We start from the raw sequence: 17638 nt of genomic DNA, 5'->3' as shown, positions 1-17638 counted from the left end.
CGGATCTCGTTCAAGGCGCTGTGTTGTAATCCAGAATGGTCTGCGGGTTGATTTCGCCGTCATACGATGCGTCGACATCATATTGCACCAGCGAGAAATTGCCGTTGCGGAACAGATAGGTGCCGGTCGACGAAGCGTCGCCGACGCCACGCCATTTGTTCATCGACGTGATCGTCCTGGTGTTGTCGTCATAATCGGAATTGACCAGCTGGTCGTCGGTCTGGAAGCCGATGATGTGGACTGCCTCGACCTTGCCTTCGCTGTTGTTGTTTTCATAGCGGATGTCGAGTTCCGGCGAGGCGAACTGCAACTGCCTGACGCCCATGACGTCATCAGCGATGTAATAGACCGCGCTTTCATTGTAGGCAGCCATCGAGCAGAAGAAGCGGAACAGCCGCGTCTCGCGTTCGGGTGCGTCGGCGCCGGCATTCGCATCCTTGTAGTGCAGGCTGTATGCATCCGGCTCGGTTGTCGGCTTGCCGTCCGGGGTTTGCTTGTCGCACTGGTCGCCATAGGTGGCGACGAAGGCCCTTTTGGCCTGTTCCAGCACCGTGTCCTGCTTCGGCGGCGGCGGGCCATCGCCGCAGCTTGCCGGCACGGCGTCCTGGAAATTGGCCGTGGAGGGTTTCAGCGCACCCTTGTCGATGAGGATCGGCCGGAACGGCGGCTCCTGGACCTCGGCGTTGACTTGGCGCAGCGTGTAGCAGCCTGCGAAGACCTTTGCTTCGCCGTTCTTGTCGGTGGCCTGGATGGCAACCGGCACATTGTAGAAAATGCTGCCGGCAGCGCCGTCACTGGAGGCGGCGCCGGTTTTGACATCGACCTTGTCGGTGCCGTCATAGCCTTTGACGAATGTATCAAAATCCTTTGCCGGCTTGGTATCGCCATAATAGTCCCAGGCGCGGGCAAATTCATGCCGGTTGATGGCGCTGTAGAGCGAACGGATGACCGCAGCGGCGTCCGACCGGTCGTCGACATAGGGTACATCTTCGGCGAATGCCGTCTGGCTGATGGCGGCAAGGGAGAAAAAAGCGGTCGCGGCGAAAAGGACGCTTCTCATCGGGAATCTCCAGTCGATGGGGAAATTCTACCATGCCGATTGCGGCGACGCGGTGACGCTTGAAATGTCATGCCCGAAGGCGCTACCTGCCGCCGTCGGTGTTCATGCCGCATAGGAGATCCAAGTGACAATATCGATGTACGAAGCATCCGTGGCGGTGTTCTCGGCCCGGCTGAAGGCGCTGTCCAATATATTGTCGACGGCCGAGCAGAATGCAGTGGATCGCAAGATCGACCCGCAGGTGTTTCTGACATCAAGGCTGGCGCCGGACATGTTCGCGCTGACGAGACAGGTGCAGATCGCCACCGACCATGCCAAGGGTGCGCCGTCGCGGCTCGCCGGCCGCGAGGTGCCGAAATACGAAGACAATGAGGCGAGCTTCGCCGACCTCCAGGCGCGAATCGCCAAGACAACAGACCATCTGGCGACGTTCTCGGCCGCCGATCTGGAGGGTTCGGATGAAAGGGTGATCGAACTGAGGCTTGGGGGACGCGAGATTTCGATGCCCGGCCTGCAGTACCTTCTGCACGCCGCCATGCCCAATTTCTATTTCCACGTCACCACCGCCTACGACATCCTGCGCCACAATGGCGTGCCACTGAGCAAGGCGATGTTCCTCGGAATCGTTGAGCGGTCAGGCTCTTGAGGTTTCCCGGAGCGACCGGGAAACCTTCATGCTCCGACCTGTTCAGCGCATGGACATTTCGCGCGCGATGCGCGGGAAGTCGGCCGGCTTGATGCCGATATCGGCGCGGTCTGCATTGCTCATCGCGTTCAGCAATGCCAGTGCCGCGCGATAACGCGGATGGTCCTGCGGCCGCGGACGAGCGAACATTTCAGTGAAGAACCCCATGAATCAGCCCCTTGTTGATCCTCCACAACCGCTAATATAGGAGAATTATGAAGATTGTGCAGTGCAGCATTTGCATGGCAGCCATGTCGCTTCGATTTTTTTCGTGATAATCGATATTTTCGTGAAACTTCTCGGTCTTTACGACCGTACGCTTCGTCGCCGGTACATGGCCGGCTTTTCCTCGCCACTCCTGGCGAACTTCCGGGCTGCATGAAAATGCAGTCCGGCTTTTCATTTCGGGCCGTCTGAAGGGAAACATGTTCGCGTGGTCAGCCTGGCGAACGCCTAAACTCGTTAAGATCGATGGCATTCATTTTTAACGAGCCGGTTTTAAGGTGCGACCGTCTCAATCGCATGCGCATGCTCAACACAGAGGGAGGCTGACATCGGCGCCAAGCGGGATTTCGCCTCCTTGCTCGACGACCTCTTCGTCGCCTCCGACAAGGACGAGGCAAGCGAGGAGGCCGGTGCACGGCCGTCCATCCCGTTCGACTATCTGTCGGTGGCGGACGAGCTTCATTCCGGCCGCATCAAGGTTTCCGGCGACACGTTCGCGGCCGAGTATCGCGAAGCAGGCGCTGATCTCGCCGCCGAATTCGCCGCCTTGCTCGACCAGGCAAAGCTCGCGCTCGCCGGCGAAGCAGCAAAGCCTGAGGAAAAGTTGCCGCCGATCGATCCCGAAGCGATTGCCGCCGAACTTGGCCTCGATCAGCCCGCAAAGGGTGCCGATTTCGGCCGCATGCGCCGCAGCTTTGCCTTCGCCAACCATCCCGATCGTGTCGCGCCGCATCTGCGCCCGCGCGCCATGATCCGCATGCAGGTGGCCAACATGCTGATCGACGAGGCCAAGCGGCGCGCCCTGGCCGGCGCAAGGCGCTGATACGCTTCAGTTTCCGCAAAAGTTCGGCCTTGCCTGACCGCCAGAGCTTGGAGAACGGCGCTGCTTTGCTCTATGCTGGGGCGTCCTCCCCCGCGCCACCGCGCGCAAAGCTTTCCCGTCGGAGAAAATAGTCCATGCACAAACGCCGTCTCGGTCGGACCGATCTTCTTGTGTCGCAAATCTGCCTGGGGTCGATGACCTGGGGCCAGCAGAACACGGAGGCCGATGGCCATGCCCAGATGGACCTCGCCTTTTCGCGAGGCGTCAATTTCATCGACACCGCCGAGCTCTACCCGATCCCGCCCAAGGCGGAGACGCAAGGCCGTACCGAGAAGATCATCGGCAGCTGGATGAAGGCCAACGGCAATCGCGACAAGGTCATCCTTGCCTCGAAAGTGGTCGGCCGAACCGCCAACACATGGTTTCGCGGCGACCGGCCGTCGAAGCTGGTGCGCGCCGATATTTTCGATGCAGTTGAAAAATCGCTGACCAAGCTCGGCACCGACTACCTCGATCTCTACCAGATCCATTGGCCGGAGCGCGATGTGCCGTGGGGCGCCAATCCGAACCGCATCGGGGCGGTGGCGCCGCGTGCCGATTCCTTCGGTGCGCCGACAGGGGAAACGCCGATCGCCGAGACGCTCGCCGTCTTCGATGAATTGGTGAAGGCAGGAAAAATCCGCCATTTCGGCCTGTCGAACGAAAGCTCCTGGGGCGTCATGCGCTTCATCGCCGAGGCCGACAAGGGGATCGGTCCGCGCGTCGCCTCGGTGCAGAACGCCTACAATCTCGTGAACCGCACATTCGAGGTGAATCTAGCCGAAGTCTGCGAGCGCGAGCAGGTTTCGCTGCTGCCGTATTCGCCGCTGGCGCAAGGTTATCTGACCGGCAAATACGATCACGGCGCGCGACCGCAGGGCTCGCGCTCGCAGCTTTTCAATCGCGGCCAGCGCTACGAGACGCCGAATGCCGCGGAGGCTCAGCTCGAGTACAACAAGCTGGCGCGCTCGTTCGGTCTGGAGCCGGCGCTGTTCGCCAATGCCTATGTTTCGAGCCGGCCCTTCGTCACCTCCAACATCATCGGCGCCACCGCCATCTGGCAGCTCGAAATGGCGCTGTCTTCGGTCGACGTGACCTGGACCGAGGAGATGCAGAAGGCAGTCGACGCCATCCACCAGCGCGTCGGCAACCCGTGCCCGTAGGCAAGCCGCTTTCAGGAATTGTCAAACAATAACAAAGGGAAGGGGACGGTGATGAATTTTCCGATCGAGGCCGTACGGAAAAGATTTCCAGCACTGTCCCTGACGGACGGAGGCCGCCGGCGCGTCTATCTCGACAACCCGGCCGGCACGCAGGTGCCGCAAGCGGTCGCCGATGCGGTGTCGCGCTGCCTTTTGACTACCAATGCCAATCTCGGCGGCTTCTTCGAAACGACTGTCGCGGCGCAACAGGTCGTCGACGACGCGCATGCGGCGATGGCCGATTTCCTAGGGGCCGCGAGCCCGCAAGAGATCATCATCGGCGCCAACATGACGACGCTGACCTACCACATGTCACGCACGCTGGGCCGTACCATGAAGCCAGGCGACGAGATCATCCTGACCCGCATGGATCACGAGGGCAACGTCTCGCCCTGGTTGCAGCTGGCCGAGGATCTTGGGCTGGTCGTGCGCTGGCTGGCTTTCGATGAGCGAAGCTGGCAGGTCGAGGAAGCGGCGCTGAGCGCTCTGCTCAGCGACAAGACGCGGCTCGTCGCGCTGAACTACGCCTCCAATCTCACCGGCTCGATCAACCGGGTGAAGGCGCTGACCGCGATCGCCAAACAGGCCGGCGCGCTGGTCTATGTCGACGCCGTGCAGTTCGCACCGCACGGGCTGGTCGACGTGCAAAGTCTCGGCTGCGATTTCCTGGCCTGCTCGGCCTACAAATTCTTCGGCCCGCATATGGGCATTCTTTGGGGCCGGCGCGACGTCATCGATGCGCTGAAACCGTACAAATGCCGCTGTTCGTCCGACGGCCTGCCGGAGCGATTCGAGCTCGGCACGCCGCAGATCGAGTTGATGGCCGGCCTCACGGCCGCCGTCGACTATTTTGCCGAGCTAGGTGCTGCGGAAGGCGAAAGCGGGTCACGGCGTGCCAGGATCGCCAAGGCGTTCGACCTGTCGATCGCCTATGAGAACGTGCTGGCGCAAAAGCTGATCGATGGGCTGTCGGATATCGAGGGCCTGAGCATCCACGGCATCACCGACCCGGCGCGGGTCGGCGAGCGGGTGCCGACGGTCTCCTTCACCGTCGCGGGCATGGTGCCGGAGACGATCGTGCGGCAGATGAATGCCGGAAACATCTTCCTCTGGTCCGGGCACAATTATGCCTGGGAGATCGTCCACCAACTGGGCATTCCGGCTGAGGAGGGCGTGGTGCGCATCGGCATCGCCGACTACAATACGGCGGCCGAAATCGACGAGACGCTGGAGAGCGTGCATCGGGTTGCCATGCTGCGGCAAGAGCGGTCCTGAAGCGCCTATAGGCTAGAGCTATCGCTTCTTGCCGCCGCCAAATCCGGTCAGGAAGGCGGTGAGATTGTCGCCGAGTTCCTCGCAGAGATAGCCGCCTTCCTGCACGATGACCGTCGGCAGACCGAACCCGGCAATGGCCTCACCGATGAGCGAGAATCCAGGCGTCGTCACCGACAGTCCGCCGAAAGGATCGCCTTCGAAGGCGTCGAGCCCGAGCGCCACCACCAGCACGTCGGGCGAAAAGGCGCGGATGCGCTGGAAGGCGATGGCCAAAGCTTCGAGGAATACCGAATCCCCGGATTTCCTGGGCAGCGGCAGGTTCAGATTATAGCCGAGGCCGGGCCCTTCGCCGCGCTCGTCGGCATGGCCCCAGAAGAACGGATAAAAGCGCACCGGATCGGCATGCAGCGAGACAGTAAGCACGTCCGGCCGCGCATAGAAGATGCCTTGGGTGCCGTTGCCGTGATGCAAGTCGACGTCGAGGATCGCCACCCGCGCGGCGCTTCTGCGCAATGTCTGCGCGGCGACTGCCGAATTATTGATGAAGCAGAAGCCGCCGGCAACATCGGCAAAGGCATGGTGGCCGGGCGGGCGGCAGAGCGCATAGGCTGATGGCGCACCCGCCATGACCGCTTCGGAGGCCTCGACCGCGCTCCAGGCGCTCCACAGAGCGCTCTGCCAGGTCTCGCCTGAGATCGGGCAGGCGGTGTCGGCCATATGGTAGCCGGCCTGGCCGACCGCCGAGGCCGGATAAGAGCCGGTTCGCGTGATCGGATGGATGTTGGGGATCACTTCCGCCGAGGCGCCCTCGATACGCTGCCAGCGGCCGAAGATATGCTCGAGAAAGTCGAGATATTCGGGTGTATGCACCGCGGCAATCGGTCCAAGCCCATGATTCCGTGGCCGCTCGATCGTCAAGCCGGCAGCTTTTGCGCCGGCTAACAAGCGCTCGACCCGCTCCGGCTTTTCCGGGTTGGGTTGCTGAGCCCCGCTGGAGAGGAACGCCTTGGGGTCGTGGCGTTTTTGCTCCTCGGCGTAGAAAGCCTTCATCGTTCGTCCTCCGGCGCATCGGCAAAAGCGAAGAAAGCCTCGCCAACGATCTTCTGCACCTGTTCGTAGTCCGACCAGGCAATTCCCAGCCTTTCGTAAAAGGTCTTGGCGGTTTCATTGTCGGTGTCGACGGACAGCCTGAGATAGACGCCGCCGTCCTTCCGGCAGTCTCGCGCGACACGACGCAGGAGGCGCTCGCCGATCCTGCGGCCGCGAAAGCGGTCCTCGACGTAGAGGTCCTGCACATAGACGCCGGGGCGGCCCATCCAGGTCGAGAAGATCGGGAAATGCAGGCACAGCCCCGCGAATTCGCCACCGACTTCGGCGATCAGGATGGAGAAGGCGGGTTTGTCGCCAAAACCGTAGCGACGCAGGTCGTCGGGCGTCGAGGTGATCTCCTGATGCGCGCCGATATGGGTGCCGAGGCGCAGCAGCGCGGCATGGATGGTTTCGACGTCGTCGACCCGGCCGGGGCGGATGACGGTGTCGGTGACCTTGGCTTGGGACTCCCCTCGCATGTATCAGGCCGAGGTTCCGGCCGGGCCTGGCCCTGTCAAAAGGTCATCAAGCTCGCCAATGCGGTCTTCTGAAAAGACGCGAATACCGTTCGCTTCGAGCAATGCGGTGGTCGTGCCAACACCGGCCACCAGGTTGCTCGAAAAACTCCCATCATAGATGAAGCTGCTGCCACAGGACGGGCTGCCGTCGGTTAGAACTGCATAGCGACATCCTGTTTCGCGGGCGAGATCGAGCGCGATCTGCCCGGCTTCGCGGTAAAGGTCGGTCACATCGTTGCCGGTTAGCTCGACCACTTGCCCTTGGCCTCGGAGCACGGTGCGGCCGTCACCTGCGCTGCGAATTTCTGCCGGGGGACGCGGCGTGGAAAAACCTGCGGCGACTTCCGGGCAGACTTGCACGATCCGGCCGTCCGCCTGCCACCGCGCCAGTATGGGATGGTCGTTGAGCCGGTAGGAGCCGTTATAGCGAACCTTGCCGCCGAGCAGGCAGGCCGAGACGAGAACCCTTTCCATGTCAGCTCCTCCCTTTGCCACGCGCGACCTCCAGTGCGCTCTCAAAACGCCACCCGGTCGCCGCCCTTCAGTGCCAGCATTTCGCGCGCCTCCGCCGGTGTAGCGACCTCCAGCGACAGCCCGTCGAGAATGCCACGGATGCGCAGCACCTGATCGGCATTCGACTTCGCCAGTTGCCTTCCGTCGTAGAGACTGTCCTCCAGCCCGACCCGGACATTGCCGCCCATTGCCGCCGCGATCGAAATCAGCGGCATCTGGTGCCGGCCGGCGGCGAGCACTGAGAACTGGTAGCTGTCGCCGAACAATTTGTCGGCAATGCGCTTCATGTGGACGAGGTTTTCGGGGTCGGCGCCGATGCCGCCCAAAATGCCGAGCACGAACTGGATGAACAGTGGCCCCGACACCAGCCCACGATCGCGGAAATGCGCCAGCGAATAGAGGTGGCCGACATCGTAGCATTCGAACTCGAAGCGGGTGCCGCAGCCCTTGCCGAGCTTTTCGAGCACGCCCTCCATGTCGGCGAAGGTGTTCTTGAAGATCGTGTCGCGGGTGGCTTCCAGCAGCTTCGGCTCCCACTCGTGCTGCCAGTCCCTCGGCTTGTCGAGCATCGGGAACAGCGCGAAGTTCATCGAGCCCATGTTGAGCGAGCACATTTCGGGTTCGGCCCGCAAGGGTGCCGCCAGCCGCTGGTCGAGCGTCATCAGCGACGAGCCGCCAGTAGTGATGTTGATCACCGCATCGGTCGCCTGCTTGATACGCGGCAGGAACTGCATGAACACGTCCGGATCGGCGGTCGGCCGCCCGTCTCGGGGATCGCGGGCATGCAGATGCAGGATCGAGGCGCCGGCTTCAGCGGCCGCGATGGCGTCCGTCGCGATCTGGTCCGGCGTCACCGGCAGGTAGGGCGACATGGACGGCGTGTGCACCGAACCGGTGACGGCGCAGGTGATGATGACTTTCCTCGGCGCCATATTTTGTCCCTCAGCCCCCGACCGGCAGGTCGAGCTCGGCGGCGAGCACCTCGAGCGAGTCGCCGATGATGGCTATGATCTCACCGATCTGTTCAGCCGTGACGATCATCGGCGGCGCGACCATGAAATTGTCGCCGTCGACACCGCCCTTGACCTTGCGGCCATAGATGATCAACCCACGCGCATAGGCGAGGTCGAGCAGCCGCTGTGTGGCTTTCTTGGCCGGCGCGATCGGTTCCAGCGTCTCGGGATCGGCAACCATCTCGGCGCCCAGCAAAAGACCTTTGCCGCGCACATCGGCGATGAACGGGAAGCGCCTGGCCAGCCCCTTCAATTCGCCGATCAGCACATCGCCCATGGCAGCCGCATTGGCGATCAGGTCGAGCCGGTCCATCTCGCCGAGCACGGCGAGGCCTGCTGCGCAGGCGAGCGGATTACCGGCATAGGTGTGGCCATGCTGGAAGCCGCCGGAGGCAAGCAGCGGCTCGACCAGCCGCATGGGCGCCGCCAGCGCGCCGAGCGGCGCATAGCCCGAGCCCAGCCCCTTCGACAGCGCGACGATGTCCGGCTTGCAGTTCCAATGGTCGCCGCCGAGGAATTTGCCGGTGCGGCCGGCGCCGCTCATCACTTCGTCATGGATGAGCAGGATGCCATAGCGGTCGCAGATCTCGCGGATGCGCGGATAGTAGCTGTCCGGCGCCACCAGCGCCGCGGTGGCAGCACCGCCGACCGGCTCCATGATGAAGGCGAGCACGCTGTCCGGGCCTTCAGCGAGGATCTTCTCCTCCAGCATGTCGGCATATTGGATGCCGCGCTGTTCCATCGAAAGATTGTCGCGGTCGCGCCAGGCGGCCGGCGCCGGCACTGTCGGCATCACCTGCATCAATGGCGTGAACGTCTCGGCCAGCGCGTCGTCGCCTGTGACGGAAAGCGAGCCGAGCGTTCCGCCATGATAGGACGGAAAGCGGGTGATCACCTTCCAGCGCTCGGGCTGGCCGGCGGCCACCGCCCATTGCCGGGCGAGCTTGATGCAGGATTCCGTCGCTTCCGAGCCGCCGGAGACGAAGAAGATGCGGTCCATTCCCGCGGGCAATCTGCCGGCAAGTTCCCTCGCAAGTTCCTCGGCCGGCTCGTTCTCGAAATGCAGCCGGTAGGCGAAGGTGGTCTTGTCCATTTGCCGCTTCATGGCGTCGAGCACATTGCGGTTGGAATGGCCGATATTGGCGACCATCGGCCCGCTCGATCCGTCGATAAAGCGGCGGCCGTCCTTGGTCCAGAAATAGATGCCCTCGGCGCGATCGACCAGCGGCCGGCGCAGGCTGGAGAGATAGAACAGATGCGACGGCGGCCGCGTCTCGGCTTCGGGGGCAGGGCTCTTGGACTTCAGCATGTCAGGACTTTCCGAGATAGCGGTCGATTACATTCTTGGTCACGCGCTCGACCATCGGGTCCTGCCTTAGCAGGCCGGCAACCCATTCGCAGCTTCCGGCATGAAACACCTCGCCCTTGCCGCGCGGGAAATTGACGATCATGCCGTTGCCGCGCTTGACCTTGTCGAGATTAGCGTCGCTCGCCTCACCGAACAGCGTTTGTGCAGTAAACCGGCCGTCCTCGTCGCCGAGGAACTGGTCCTTGAGCGGAATGTCGGCGCTCTCCTCGACCTGGCTGGCCATGCCGACCGCAAGCACCTCGAGGCCATCAGGCGCGCCGCTGGTGGCGGTGGGATAGGGCAGGCCGCCGCGGATCTCGAAATCGAGCCCGTCGACCTCGTAGCCATAGATATGGCTGTCGGCGCCCAGCAGATCGCCATAGTAGATGCCGGTGCCGGCGAACGCCCAGTGCTCGGGACGGTAGACCGGAAAGCCGCGCACGCCGCGCGGTGCGCAGCCGCCCCAGCCGGCATAGACGCCTCGCGTTGCGTTGAGGCCGAAGGTCGCCGAACCCGGCCGGCCGATCTCCGGCGCCTCCCAGGAGTTGGTGGCGCGGGTGACATCGCCGCCGCTATAGGCGGGGTCTTCGGCGCGCGCCTTGTACTTGTAGCAGACCTGCCGGCGGCCCTCGTCCTCCAGCCGTGTCTGCCACATGAAATTGCCGGCGAAGCGGGCCGCGCGGCCGCCACGTGTCACATACGCGTCGACCGCGTCGCGCATTTCCCAGGTCCAGTATTCGTCATGGCCGACGAAGACGACGCAGTCGTAGCCGTCGAGAATTTCTGGCGAGAAATGCAATTCGTGCTGGCTGGCGAGATCGACCGCATAGCCGGCGCGCTCGGCAAAGCGGAAGAAATGGCTGTCATAACTCGCCCAGCCGGACGAAGCGTACTTTTTCGAATGCCTCGTGGCAAAAGCCCATTCCATATGCGGATAGCGCGGCACCGTCTTAGGCGGCACCGCGACCTCCAGCGGCACGCGTGGCGCATCTTTCGGCAGCACGACGAAGCCGCGGCACCAGGGCCGCTGTGTCGACACCATGCGCGCATACTGGTCGCGGTTCGCGCCGGTGATGCCTTCATAGTGATTGGAGCCGCCCCAGGTGTTGTAGGCGAGCCAGGTGCCCGTCGCCGCCATCTGCAACACGCGGCCGGGTTTCTTACCAAGCTTCGGTGCGACGATGAAGAGATGGTGGCAGCGGATCGGCTTGCCGTCACGGCTATCCGCTTCAAGCGTGATGCGATAGGCGCCGGACGGCCAGTCGTCGCCGATGCGAAACTCGAACAACGCCTCCCAGCCGCAGCCCTCGACCGAGCACTGGTCCGGCGTGTCCTGCCAGCGCGCCGCTATGCCAGTCTTCTCGAACGCCTTTGTCTCGGAGCCGCCGTCGCGGACGATCGTGATGCCAAAAGTGGCGGCCGTCGCGCTGACATGCAGCGCCACCGTTTCGCCCGGGCGGTAGGAAAACCGGTCGCTGTAACACCAGATCTCGCCACGCTCGCCGTCCATCCCCGGCCGTTCGTAGTAATGCGTGCGCACTGCCTGCCGGCGCTGCTCCGGCGTCAGTCCGAAATCGGGGAATTCGGTCGGCAGATTGGTCATTGACACCGCAAAGGGCTCGAACGCCGCCATTTCGGCGATCTGCCGGCCAAGCGTCAAATGGAAACGATCGGGCCAGCAATCGCCAGGGCCACCCTTGGCCGCTCTCGCCAAACCGACTATCTCAAACAAGGCGGTGTTTTCCGCACCTGGGAGCCGACATGCTGAGAGTCCAGAAGGTCAAGGTCGACGACATTTACGTGCCGGCCGCGCGCAAGAAGACGCTGCATCCCGAGACTGTCCGCCATCTGGCGGAGGACATTCTGGAAAACGGCATGAAGATGCCGATCCAGGTGCGCCACGACGGCAAGCGCCATATCCTCGTCGAGGGCCTGCACCGGCTGGAAGCGGCCAAGTGGCTCGGCGAGACCGAGATCGACGCCTATCTGGTCCAGGCCAAGCGCCACTAGGCGAACTCCTGAGCCGTCGGCCGACGCCGGCCGTTCCTGTCACCCTCCTGTGAATTTTTTCGCGGACCGTGTCGGCCCGCGCTGCGCTCACCCGTCTTTGAAGCGGAACCGCAATTCAAACACGCCGAGGAGACCCCATGACCACCAAGCTCGACATCGCCCCCGCCAATGACCGCGAACTGGTTCTCGCCTGCATCATCGATGCGCCGCGCGAGAACGTCTATCGCTGCTGGACCGACAACAAGCTGGTGACGCAGTGGTTCGCGCCAAAGCCGTGGACGACGCCGCGCGCCGAAATGGACGTGCGCACCGGCGGTAACAGCCTGGTCGTCATGGCCGGTCCCGACGGCAATGAATTTCCGAACCCAGGCGTCTTCCTCGAGGTCGTTCCGGGCGAGAAGATCATTTTCACCGATGCCTATACCAGTGCCTGGGAGCCATCCGAAAAACCGTTCATGACCGGCGTGCTCACCTTCGAGGACGAAGGCAACGGCAAGACCCGCTACATCGCGCGCGCCAAGCACTGGAGCGTCGCCGACCGCGAGCAGCACGAGAAGATGGGTTTTCACGAGGGCTGGGGCCAGTGCACCGAACAACTCGAAGAACTCGCCAAGACACTTTGACAGCGGCAAGACCGGAGGAGACCAGCATGTCCAGATCGATATTTTTCGCCATTCTTGCTTCAGCCGCAGCCCTGTTTGCCGCGCCGTGCCAAGCCAACGCAGAGGAGACCAAGCCCGCCATGACCACCGAGACCAAAGCACTGCCGAAGCCGGAAAAGTCCGGCCTGCTGCCGATCGACGGCCTGAACTATTATTACTCCATCTATGGCAAGGGCGAGCCGCTGCTTCTGCTGCATGGCGGTCTCGGCACCACGGATATGTTCGCGCCGATCCTGCCCAGGTTTGCCGAAAACCGCACCGTCATCGCCGTCGACCTGCAGGGCCATGGCCGCACCGCGCTTGGCGACCGGCCCTTTGGCCTGGAGGCGATGGGCAACGACATGGCCGCGATCGTCAAGGCGCTGGGTTACGACAAGGTCGATGTCCTGGGTTATTCGCTCGGCGGCGGCGTCGCCTTCCGCATGGCCGTCCAGCACCCCGAAACGGTGCGCCGGCTCGTCCTGGTCTCGGCCGGCTATGCCGCCGACGGCTTCTATGCCGAGATGCGCGGCCAGCAGGCGCAGGTCAGCGCGGCGGCGGCCGAATTCATGAAGGACACGCCAATGTACAAATCCTATGTCGCGGTGGCGCCGCATCCGCAGGATTTCCCAAAGCTGCTCGACACGCTCGGCACCTTTATGCGCAAGGATTATGACTATTCCGCCGATGTGGCCAAGCTCAAGATACCGGTGATGCTGGTCTATGGCGACAGCGACATGTATCGGCCCGAGCACGAGATCAAGTTCTACCAGATGCTCGGCGGCGGGTTGAAGGATGCTGGCTGGATGCGCGAGAACCTGTCGCAGAACCGTCTGGCCATCCTGCCCAACCGCACCCACTACGACGTCTTCTTCGCCCCGGAACTGACGGCCACGACGCTGCCCTTCCTCAATGGCGAGACCAAGGTGAAGAGCTGGGACGAGGTCGTCAGCGAAACGAAATAGTCATCTGTCCGGCAATTGCCTGACTGCGGCCGTCTCTCCCGGAGACGGCCGCAAGCCTTCTATGAAGCCTTGGCGCGGCGCGGCTCTCTCAGATGCTTGATGCCGCTCATCTCGACGAAGTTCGTCGCCGCTTCCCAGAGATAGTCGCCATAGAGGAACGGCTCGAAGGGGGTTGCGCCGGCAAGCGGCAGCGGCGCGATCTCGGCGTCGACGCGCGGCTCGTAGAAAAACGGGATTGAGAACCGCGCCGTTTTCGGCGCGATCACCCGGTGCCGCGTCGCCCTGACGCGCCCGCCGGTCCAGCGCTCAAGCAATTGGCCGAAATTGACAGCCAGCGTGCCGTCGGCGGGCGGCACGTCGATCCATTCGCCGGCGAGGTTCTTCGCCTGCAGGCCCTCGACGCCGTCCTGGGCGCAGCGTGACGAAACCTGAATCGGCATGTTCGCGCCCGATGACGGTGCGGGTCTCGCCCTTGTGGACGACCGAAAACTCCGGGCCACTCGTGTCGACGCCGCTGTTCGGGTCACGCAAAGGGTAGCGGATCAGCCGCAGCGTCGAGATGCCACCGTCGAAATCTGCGTCGAAGATCGTCTCCGGCAGGCCGAGCCCGCGCGCGACCGAGCGCATCAGCGCGTTGCCCACCGCTTCCATCGCCAGATAGTAGCTTGCGGCGGCCGCGCGCCAGCCCGGCAGCGCCTGCTCGGCGGGCAAGGGCGTCGGCTCGCAAAGCGGATCGTCGGAACGGGTCGTCCGCGCATGCGCAAGGTCCGGCCCCATGTCGATGCCTTCCTTGTAGGAGACGGCTGTCGGCTGCAGCGGGAACCAGCCGCGATAGACATTCTTCCTGGTCCGGTCGAAATTCCAGCGCAGCAGTTTCTGCTTTTCGGCCTCGGGCAGGGCGAAGATCTCGAGCAGGCGCGCCCGTTTCTGAGGCGTCAGCCAGGCATCGCCGGGGAAGTCGCGGACCGCCATGAAGCCGATGCCCGAAGCAGCGGCCATGATCGTGGCATCGGCGCGCTCGCGCTCGGGCGAGGGTGGTCCGAACAGATCTGCGATTCCGATGGTTTCGATGTCCTGCGCCATATGGCTGCCTCCCGAGCGGCTGGCCGCAAGCAGGCGCGGGGTCTGCCGTTCTGTCAATCCCATACCGGCACCCGTCATTGGGCCAATGGCGGCACCGCAACGCCACGGCCACACAACATCACTGCAACTGATGATGTCCCATCAAAGCTTTTGAATTGACGCTGCAATCTTCGCCGCTAGCGTTAGCCAATATCCCATGAAGGCATGGAGTGCGGCGATGGCAAGGTATGGTGGCGGGTGCCTGTGCGGCGCGGTTCGCTATAGCGCGGAGGCTACGCCGATCAACGAGCGCGTCTGCCACTGCCGGCTCTGCCAGAAGGTGATCGGCGCAGCCTTCAACGCGCGCGTGCTGTTCCGCATCGACGACGTGACCGTCGAAGGGCCGGTGGCGATGGTCAACACCTCGCCGGACCTCAAGCGCGGCTTCTGCGCGGCCTGCGGCACGACGATGTTTTCGCGGCGGGATTCCGCCGGCATCATCGGCATCACGACAGGCTCGCTTGACGATCCTTCGGTGTTCAAGCCGCAGATGCATATCTGGACGGCCTCGAAGCAGCCCTGGGTGCAACTCGACGACGGCCTGCCGCACTATGAAGGCGCGCCGCCTCCGAACTAGGATTTTCCCTCCTCCCACTGTGGGACAAGGGTGGGCGCCGGCGTTAACAGAATTTAATCCGAAACCACGAGATAGCCGGCAAAGCGTCATTGGCGAGCCATCATTGCCTGCTTATCTATCGGCTTGCGGGCCGGTATTCGAGGAGGCGACGGATGAGCGACAGCATCAACACCCTGGACGAGCTTTTGAACGACCCGATGGTCCGGCTCGTGATGGAGCGTGACCGCGTGCAGCCGGCGGAGCTTCGCATGTTGCTCGAAAGGGCCCGCGGGCGCACCGCCGAAGACGCGTCCGCCGATCAGCCGGTCGTGCCGCCGGCGCATGTCGTGGCCAGGACCTGCCTGCAGCAATGGTTGCTCGGATAAGAGCAATTCCAGGAAAAGTGTGCAGCGGTTTTCCGTCCGGAATTGCGTCAAAACAAGAGTATCAATCGCTGAACCGCCCCTCTTCTGCCGTCAGCCGGAATTCGCCGGCAAATAGCTGTAGTGGCTGCGGAAATAGGCGAGCCTGAAGCCGAGACGCGCATAGTTGCGATAGGCCGGTCCGTCGCGGTCGGGGTGCGGCGCCTCGATGTCGGCGACGAACAGCTTCGCGCCGGCGGCAATGCCGTCGCGAACCATCGCTTCGCCAAGCAGCGCGTCGAGATCGAAGCTCGGTGCCATGATGCCCGGCACCGGCGCGTCGATGCCGCTCCAGGCCATGCCGTCGGCGCCGATGAACAGCGAGCGCACCGCAACGACCGCGCCGTCCCGCTTCAGCATGTAGTGATGCCAGCCCAGCCGGCCGACCAGCGCCAGCAGCCAGGGCGAGGTCGGCAGCCGGTAACGGCTGTCGACGAAACCAGCCCATTCCTCTGCCGTTGCCGGCGTCACCCGTTCGACCGAATGCCCATCGGTCGGGAACAGCGGCTTGGGCGCCAGCGGTGTCGCGTCGCGAAAGATCCGTTCCCAGCCGCTCTGGCGCTGCAGGCCGCGCGCCTCGAGCCAGCATCTGAGTGACGACGGCTCCGCGTGCGGATTGGCATAGAACCACGGTCTCGCAATGCCGGCGGCACGGTAGTGCGCCAGGAGCGTGTCGAGCTGGCTTTCGGTGGCCGGGCGCTCGACGCCAAGATTCTTCACGCTGTTGAAATGGATGAACGGGATCGTCGTGCAGGTGGTCCAGACGAGATCGGCTTCCTCGGCGATCGACAGGCCTTGGCGCGCGGCGAAATCGGTAGGCGCGGCGGCGTAGAGGTCGTGCCAGGCATTGACCTCCGCGCGTTCGATGGCGCGGCTGAAGTCGCGGGAGACATCCTCCATTGCAATCGCGGGATGGTGCGGTTCGGGCAGGACAACGGGTTGCAATTCGGACAGTGCAGCGGTCGACATCGGTTCCTCCCAACTCACACCTTACGTTGTAAGATTAGCGAATGGTAATATTACCACGAAACTTGTCAAGCTGGATCGGGCGCACCCTACAAAACCGTGAATTGGATTCCCCGTCTCGCGACGCTATCCCACAGCCGGGATCGGCCGAAAGCGGCGCTTCCCATGCAATTTTCGCCTGGGAAGGATCGACATGGCTGACATCTGTACTCAGGGCCTGGACACCGGCTTCGTCGGCCTGGGCTACGCCAAGGTAGCGTTTCTCGGCGTGGTGCAAGGCATCACCGAATTGCTGCCGATCTCGTCCACGGCGCATATGCGCATCGTGCCGGCCGTGCTTGGCTGGCAGGATCCGGGCTCCGCGTTCTCCGCCGCCATGCAGCTTGCGGCCCTGGCGGCTGTGGTCAGCTATTTCTGGAGCGATGTCAGGGATATCCTGTTTGGTTCGCTCGACGCCCTGACGCGCCGCGATTTCGCCGACCGGCATTTCCGCCTGGCGCTGTGGATCGTGTTGGCAACCATTCCGATCGTCATTGCCGGCGTCGCGCTGTCGGGCCTGCTCAACGCCTGCAATTCGCCGCTGCGCAGCCTGAGCGTCATCGGCTGGGCCTGCATCGGCATGGCGATCCTGCTCGCGCTGGTCGAGATTTTTGCCCGCCACCGGCGAACCATCGGCGAAGCATCCATGGCCGACGCGCTGCTTGTCGGCGTCGCCCAGATCGGCGCCTTGATACCTGGCGTGTCGCGCTCCGGTTCGACCCTGACGGCCGCGCTCGGGCTTGGCTTCAAGCGGGCCGAGGCGGCACGCTTCTCCTTCCTGCTCGGGCTGCCGGCAATCGCGCTCGCCGGCCTCAAGGAATTGTGGGAGCTCCACAAGGTCCACCTCGATGCCCATGGCTGGTCGGTTCTCGCCGTCGGGCTCGTCGTCGCCTCGATTTCCGCCTTCTTTGCCATATGGGGCCTGATGAGCATTCTCGAGCGGTTCTCCGCCTGGCCCTTCGTCGTCTATCGCGGCGTGCTCGGCGTCGTGCTGCTGGTCGCGGTGGCGATGGGGTGGCTTGCCTAAAGTGCGCTGATATTCAGGTGATGCCGGCCTGCAAATGGCGGTTTCCTGCGCTTCCGGCGCTCACATACCCAACAGTATCTCCGCTCCGGTTCTCGGAACC

At 63.4% G+C, this 17638-nt stretch carries 21 protein-coding genes; 10 read left to right on the top strand and 11 right to left on the bottom strand.

Annotated features, from left to right (window positions below):
- Positions 1–10: 10 nt before the first annotated feature.
- Entirely contained in the window at positions 11–1060 is a 1050-nt protein-coding gene (locus tag ACFX5Q_RS08865) for a DUF1176 domain-containing protein (protein WP_404277072.1), read from the bottom strand.
- A 124-nt stretch (positions 1061–1184) separates the two neighbouring features.
- Here ACFX5Q_RS08865 and ACFX5Q_RS08860 point away from each other — a divergent pair, with 124 nt between their 5' ends.
- Complete coding sequence (locus tag ACFX5Q_RS08860) at positions 1185–1706, top strand: DUF1993 family protein (protein ID WP_404277071.1); 522 nt, start codon at positions 1185–1187, stop codon at positions 1704–1706.
- 42 nt (positions 1707–1748) lie between these two features.
- On the opposite strand, the gene ACFX5Q_RS08855 is transcribed toward ACFX5Q_RS08860, so the two are convergent.
- Positions 1749–1913: a DUF1127 domain-containing protein gene (locus tag ACFX5Q_RS08855; RefSeq protein ID WP_006206056.1), complete on the bottom strand. Its 165-nt coding sequence runs from the start codon at positions 1911–1913 to the stop codon at positions 1749–1751.
- 412 nt (positions 1914–2325) lie between these two features.
- Between ACFX5Q_RS08855 and ACFX5Q_RS08850 the strand changes: the two genes are divergently transcribed.
- From ACFX5Q_RS08850 to ACFX5Q_RS08840, 3 genes are all read left to right on the top strand, one after another.
- Positions 2326–2793, top strand: a complete 468-nt coding sequence (locus ACFX5Q_RS08850) for a hypothetical protein (RefSeq protein ID WP_404277069.1) — start codon at positions 2326–2328, stop codon at positions 2791–2793.
- 134 nt (positions 2794–2927) lie between these two features.
- Positions 2928–3995 (top strand): aldo/keto reductase, encoded by a 1068-nt coding sequence (locus ACFX5Q_RS08845; RefSeq protein WP_404277068.1) that lies wholly within the window; start codon positions 2928–2930, stop codon positions 3993–3995.
- 51 nt (positions 3996–4046) lie between these two features.
- Positions 4047–5309: a cysteine desulfurase-like protein gene (locus ACFX5Q_RS08840; protein WP_404277066.1), complete on the top strand. Its 1263-nt coding sequence runs from the start codon at positions 4047–4049 to the stop codon at positions 5307–5309.
- Between the two features lie 18 nt (positions 5310–5327).
- Here the strand turns inward: ACFX5Q_RS08840 and ACFX5Q_RS08835 are convergent, their stop codons facing one another.
- The 6 genes from ACFX5Q_RS08835 to ACFX5Q_RS08810 are packed head-to-tail and all read right to left on the bottom strand — an operon-like array spanning position 5328 to position 11393.
- Entirely contained in the window at positions 5328–6359 is a 1032-nt protein-coding gene (locus ACFX5Q_RS08835; RefSeq protein ID WP_404277064.1) for a histone deacetylase family protein, read from the bottom strand.
- Positions 6356–6877, bottom strand: coding sequence for a GNAT family N-acetyltransferase (locus tag ACFX5Q_RS08830; RefSeq protein WP_404277063.1), 522 nt, complete (start codon positions 6875–6877; stop codon positions 6356–6358). The genes ACFX5Q_RS08835 and ACFX5Q_RS08830 overlap by 4 nt, the downstream gene beginning before the upstream one ends.
- A 3-nt stretch (positions 6878–6880) precedes the next feature.
- Positions 6881–7390: a DUF523 domain-containing protein gene (locus ACFX5Q_RS08825; protein ID WP_404277061.1), complete on the bottom strand. Its 510-nt coding sequence runs from the start codon at positions 7388–7390 to the stop codon at positions 6881–6883.
- Between the two features lie 41 nt (positions 7391–7431).
- The gene (locus ACFX5Q_RS08820; RefSeq protein WP_404277059.1) at positions 7432–8361 is read right to left on the bottom strand and encodes a 3-keto-5-aminohexanoate cleavage protein; all 930 of its coding nucleotides are present in this window, start codon (positions 8359–8361) and stop codon (positions 7432–7434) included.
- A 10-nt stretch (positions 8362–8371) separates the two neighbouring features.
- Entirely contained in the window at positions 8372–9751 is a 1380-nt protein-coding gene (locus ACFX5Q_RS08815) for an aspartate aminotransferase family protein (RefSeq protein WP_404277057.1), read from the bottom strand.
- Position 9752: 1 nt separating this feature from the next.
- Positions 9753–11393, bottom strand: coding sequence for a N,N-dimethylformamidase beta subunit family domain-containing protein (locus ACFX5Q_RS08810; RefSeq protein WP_404277137.1), 1641 nt, complete (start codon positions 11391–11393; stop codon positions 9753–9755).
- A 158-nt stretch (positions 11394–11551) separates the two neighbouring features.
- Between ACFX5Q_RS08810 and ACFX5Q_RS08805 the strand changes: the two genes are divergently transcribed.
- The 3 genes from ACFX5Q_RS08805 to ACFX5Q_RS08795 all read left to right on the top strand — a co-directional run bounded on the left by ACFX5Q_RS08805 (position 11552) and on the right by ACFX5Q_RS08795 (position 13406).
- Complete coding sequence (locus tag ACFX5Q_RS08805) at positions 11552–11800, top strand: ParB N-terminal domain-containing protein (protein ID WP_192178918.1); 249 nt, start codon at positions 11552–11554, stop codon at positions 11798–11800.
- Positions 11801–11937: 137 nt separating this feature from the next.
- Positions 11938–12423, top strand: coding sequence for an SRPBCC family protein (locus ACFX5Q_RS08800; RefSeq protein ID WP_404277055.1), 486 nt, complete (start codon positions 11938–11940; stop codon positions 12421–12423).
- A gap of 26 nt (positions 12424–12449) precedes the next feature.
- A complete protein-coding gene (locus ACFX5Q_RS08795; protein ID WP_404277054.1) occupies positions 12450–13406 on the top strand; it encodes an alpha/beta fold hydrolase in 957 nt (318 codons plus the stop codon).
- 59 nt (positions 13407–13465) lie between these two features.
- Here ACFX5Q_RS08795 and ACFX5Q_RS08790 read toward each other — a convergent pair whose 3' ends face one another.
- Positions 13466–13762 carry a 2OG-Fe(II) oxygenase family protein gene (locus ACFX5Q_RS08790; RefSeq protein ID WP_404277053.1) on the bottom strand — a complete coding sequence of 99 codons (297 nt, stop codon included), beginning with the start codon at positions 13760–13762 and terminating at the stop codon, positions 13466–13468.
- Positions 13713–14489 (bottom strand): hypothetical protein, encoded by a 777-nt coding sequence (locus ACFX5Q_RS08785; protein ID WP_404277051.1) that lies wholly within the window; start codon positions 14487–14489, stop codon positions 13713–13715. Before ACFX5Q_RS08785 ends, ACFX5Q_RS08790 begins: the two co-directional genes overlap by 50 nt.
- Positions 14490–14706: 217 nt before the next feature.
- On the opposite strand from ACFX5Q_RS08785, the gene ACFX5Q_RS08780 reads away from it, so the two are divergent.
- Together ACFX5Q_RS08780 and ACFX5Q_RS08775 are read left to right on the top strand one after the other, a co-directional pair.
- The gene (locus tag ACFX5Q_RS08780; RefSeq protein ID WP_404277049.1) at positions 14707–15105 is read left to right on the top strand and encodes a GFA family protein; all 399 of its coding nucleotides are present in this window, start codon (positions 14707–14709) and stop codon (positions 15103–15105) included.
- Between the two features lie 152 nt (positions 15106–15257).
- The gene (locus ACFX5Q_RS08775; protein ID WP_006206072.1) at positions 15258–15470 is read left to right on the top strand and encodes a hypothetical protein; all 213 of its coding nucleotides are present in this window, start codon (positions 15258–15260) and stop codon (positions 15468–15470) included.
- A 90-nt stretch (positions 15471–15560) separates the two neighbouring features.
- Here ACFX5Q_RS08775 and ACFX5Q_RS08770 read toward each other — a convergent pair whose 3' ends face one another.
- Positions 15561–16475 (bottom strand): hypothetical protein, encoded by a 915-nt coding sequence (locus ACFX5Q_RS08770; RefSeq protein ID WP_404277047.1) that lies wholly within the window; start codon positions 16473–16475, stop codon positions 15561–15563.
- Positions 16476–16665: 190 nt separating this feature from the next.
- Here ACFX5Q_RS08770 and ACFX5Q_RS08765 point away from each other — a divergent pair, with 190 nt between their 5' ends.
- A complete protein-coding gene (locus ACFX5Q_RS08765) occupies positions 16666–17538 on the top strand; it encodes an undecaprenyl-diphosphate phosphatase (RefSeq protein WP_404277045.1) in 873 nt (290 codons plus the stop codon).
- Positions 17539–17638: the final 100 nt, after the last annotated feature.

The sequence above is a fragment of the Mesorhizobium sp. IMUNJ 23033 genome (genome assembly GCF_044778005.1).
GTDB lineage: Bacteria > Pseudomonadota > Alphaproteobacteria > Rhizobiales > Rhizobiaceae > Mesorhizobium > Mesorhizobium amorphae_A.
The sequence above is the reverse complement of the archived record's forward strand: the minus strand, read 5'-3'. Positions and strand labels throughout refer to the sequence as shown.

What these genes read in the sequence shown, in the direction of transcription:
- ACFX5Q_RS08820 (WP_404277059.1), bottom strand. Translation starts at nt 8,361, where the DNA reads ATGGCGCCGAGGAAAGTCATCATCACCTGCGCCGTCACCGGTTCGGTG.
- ACFX5Q_RS08765 (WP_404277045.1), top strand. Translation starts at nt 16,666, where the DNA reads ATGGCTGACATCTGTACTCAGGGCCTGGACACCGGCTTCGTCGGCCTG.
- ACFX5Q_RS08800 (WP_404277055.1), top strand. Translation starts at nt 11,938, where the DNA reads ATGACCACCAAGCTCGACATCGCCCCCGCCAATGACCGCGAACTGGTT.
- ACFX5Q_RS08810 (WP_404277137.1), bottom strand. Translation starts at nt 11,393, where the DNA reads ATGACCAATCTGCCGACCGAATTCCCCGATTTCGGACTGACGCCGGAG.
- ACFX5Q_RS08840 (WP_404277066.1), top strand. Translation starts at nt 4,047, where the DNA reads ATGAATTTTCCGATCGAGGCCGTACGGAAAAGATTTCCAGCACTGTCC.
- ACFX5Q_RS08830 (WP_404277063.1), bottom strand. Translation starts at nt 6,877, where the DNA reads ATGCGAGGGGAGTCCCAAGCCAAGGTCACCGACACCGTCATCCGCCCC.
- ACFX5Q_RS08865 (WP_404277072.1), bottom strand. Translation starts at nt 1,060, where the DNA reads ATGAGAAGCGTCCTTTTCGCCGCGACCGCTTTTTTCTCCCTTGCCGCC.
- ACFX5Q_RS08780 (WP_404277049.1), top strand. Translation starts at nt 14,707, where the DNA reads ATGGCAAGGTATGGTGGCGGGTGCCTGTGCGGCGCGGTTCGCTATAGC.
- ACFX5Q_RS08825 (WP_404277061.1), bottom strand. Translation starts at nt 7,390, where the DNA reads ATGGAAAGGGTTCTCGTCTCGGCCTGCCTGCTCGGCGGCAAGGTTCGC.
- ACFX5Q_RS08795 (WP_404277054.1), top strand. Translation starts at nt 12,450, where the DNA reads ATGTCCAGATCGATATTTTTCGCCATTCTTGCTTCAGCCGCAGCCCTG.
- ACFX5Q_RS08775 (WP_006206072.1), top strand. Translation starts at nt 15,258, where the DNA reads ATGAGCGACAGCATCAACACCCTGGACGAGCTTTTGAACGACCCGATG.
- ACFX5Q_RS08855 (WP_006206056.1), bottom strand. Translation starts at nt 1,913, where the DNA reads ATGGGGTTCTTCACTGAAATGTTCGCTCGTCCGCGGCCGCAGGACCAT.
- ACFX5Q_RS08815 (WP_404277057.1), bottom strand. Translation starts at nt 9,751, where the DNA reads ATGCTGAAGTCCAAGAGCCCTGCCCCCGAAGCCGAGACGCGGCCGCCG.
- ACFX5Q_RS08770 (WP_404277047.1), bottom strand. Translation starts at nt 16,475, where the DNA reads ATGTCGACCGCTGCACTGTCCGAATTGCAACCCGTTGTCCTGCCCGAA.
- ACFX5Q_RS08835 (WP_404277064.1), bottom strand. Translation starts at nt 6,359, where the DNA reads ATGAAGGCTTTCTACGCCGAGGAGCAAAAACGCCACGACCCCAAGGCG.
- ACFX5Q_RS08845 (WP_404277068.1), top strand. Translation starts at nt 2,928, where the DNA reads ATGCACAAACGCCGTCTCGGTCGGACCGATCTTCTTGTGTCGCAAATC.
- ACFX5Q_RS08785 (WP_404277051.1), bottom strand. Translation starts at nt 14,489, where the DNA reads ATGGCGCAGGACATCGAAACCATCGGAATCGCAGATCTGTTCGGACCA.
- ACFX5Q_RS08805 (WP_192178918.1), top strand. Translation starts at nt 11,552, where the DNA reads ATGCTGAGAGTCCAGAAGGTCAAGGTCGACGACATTTACGTGCCGGCC.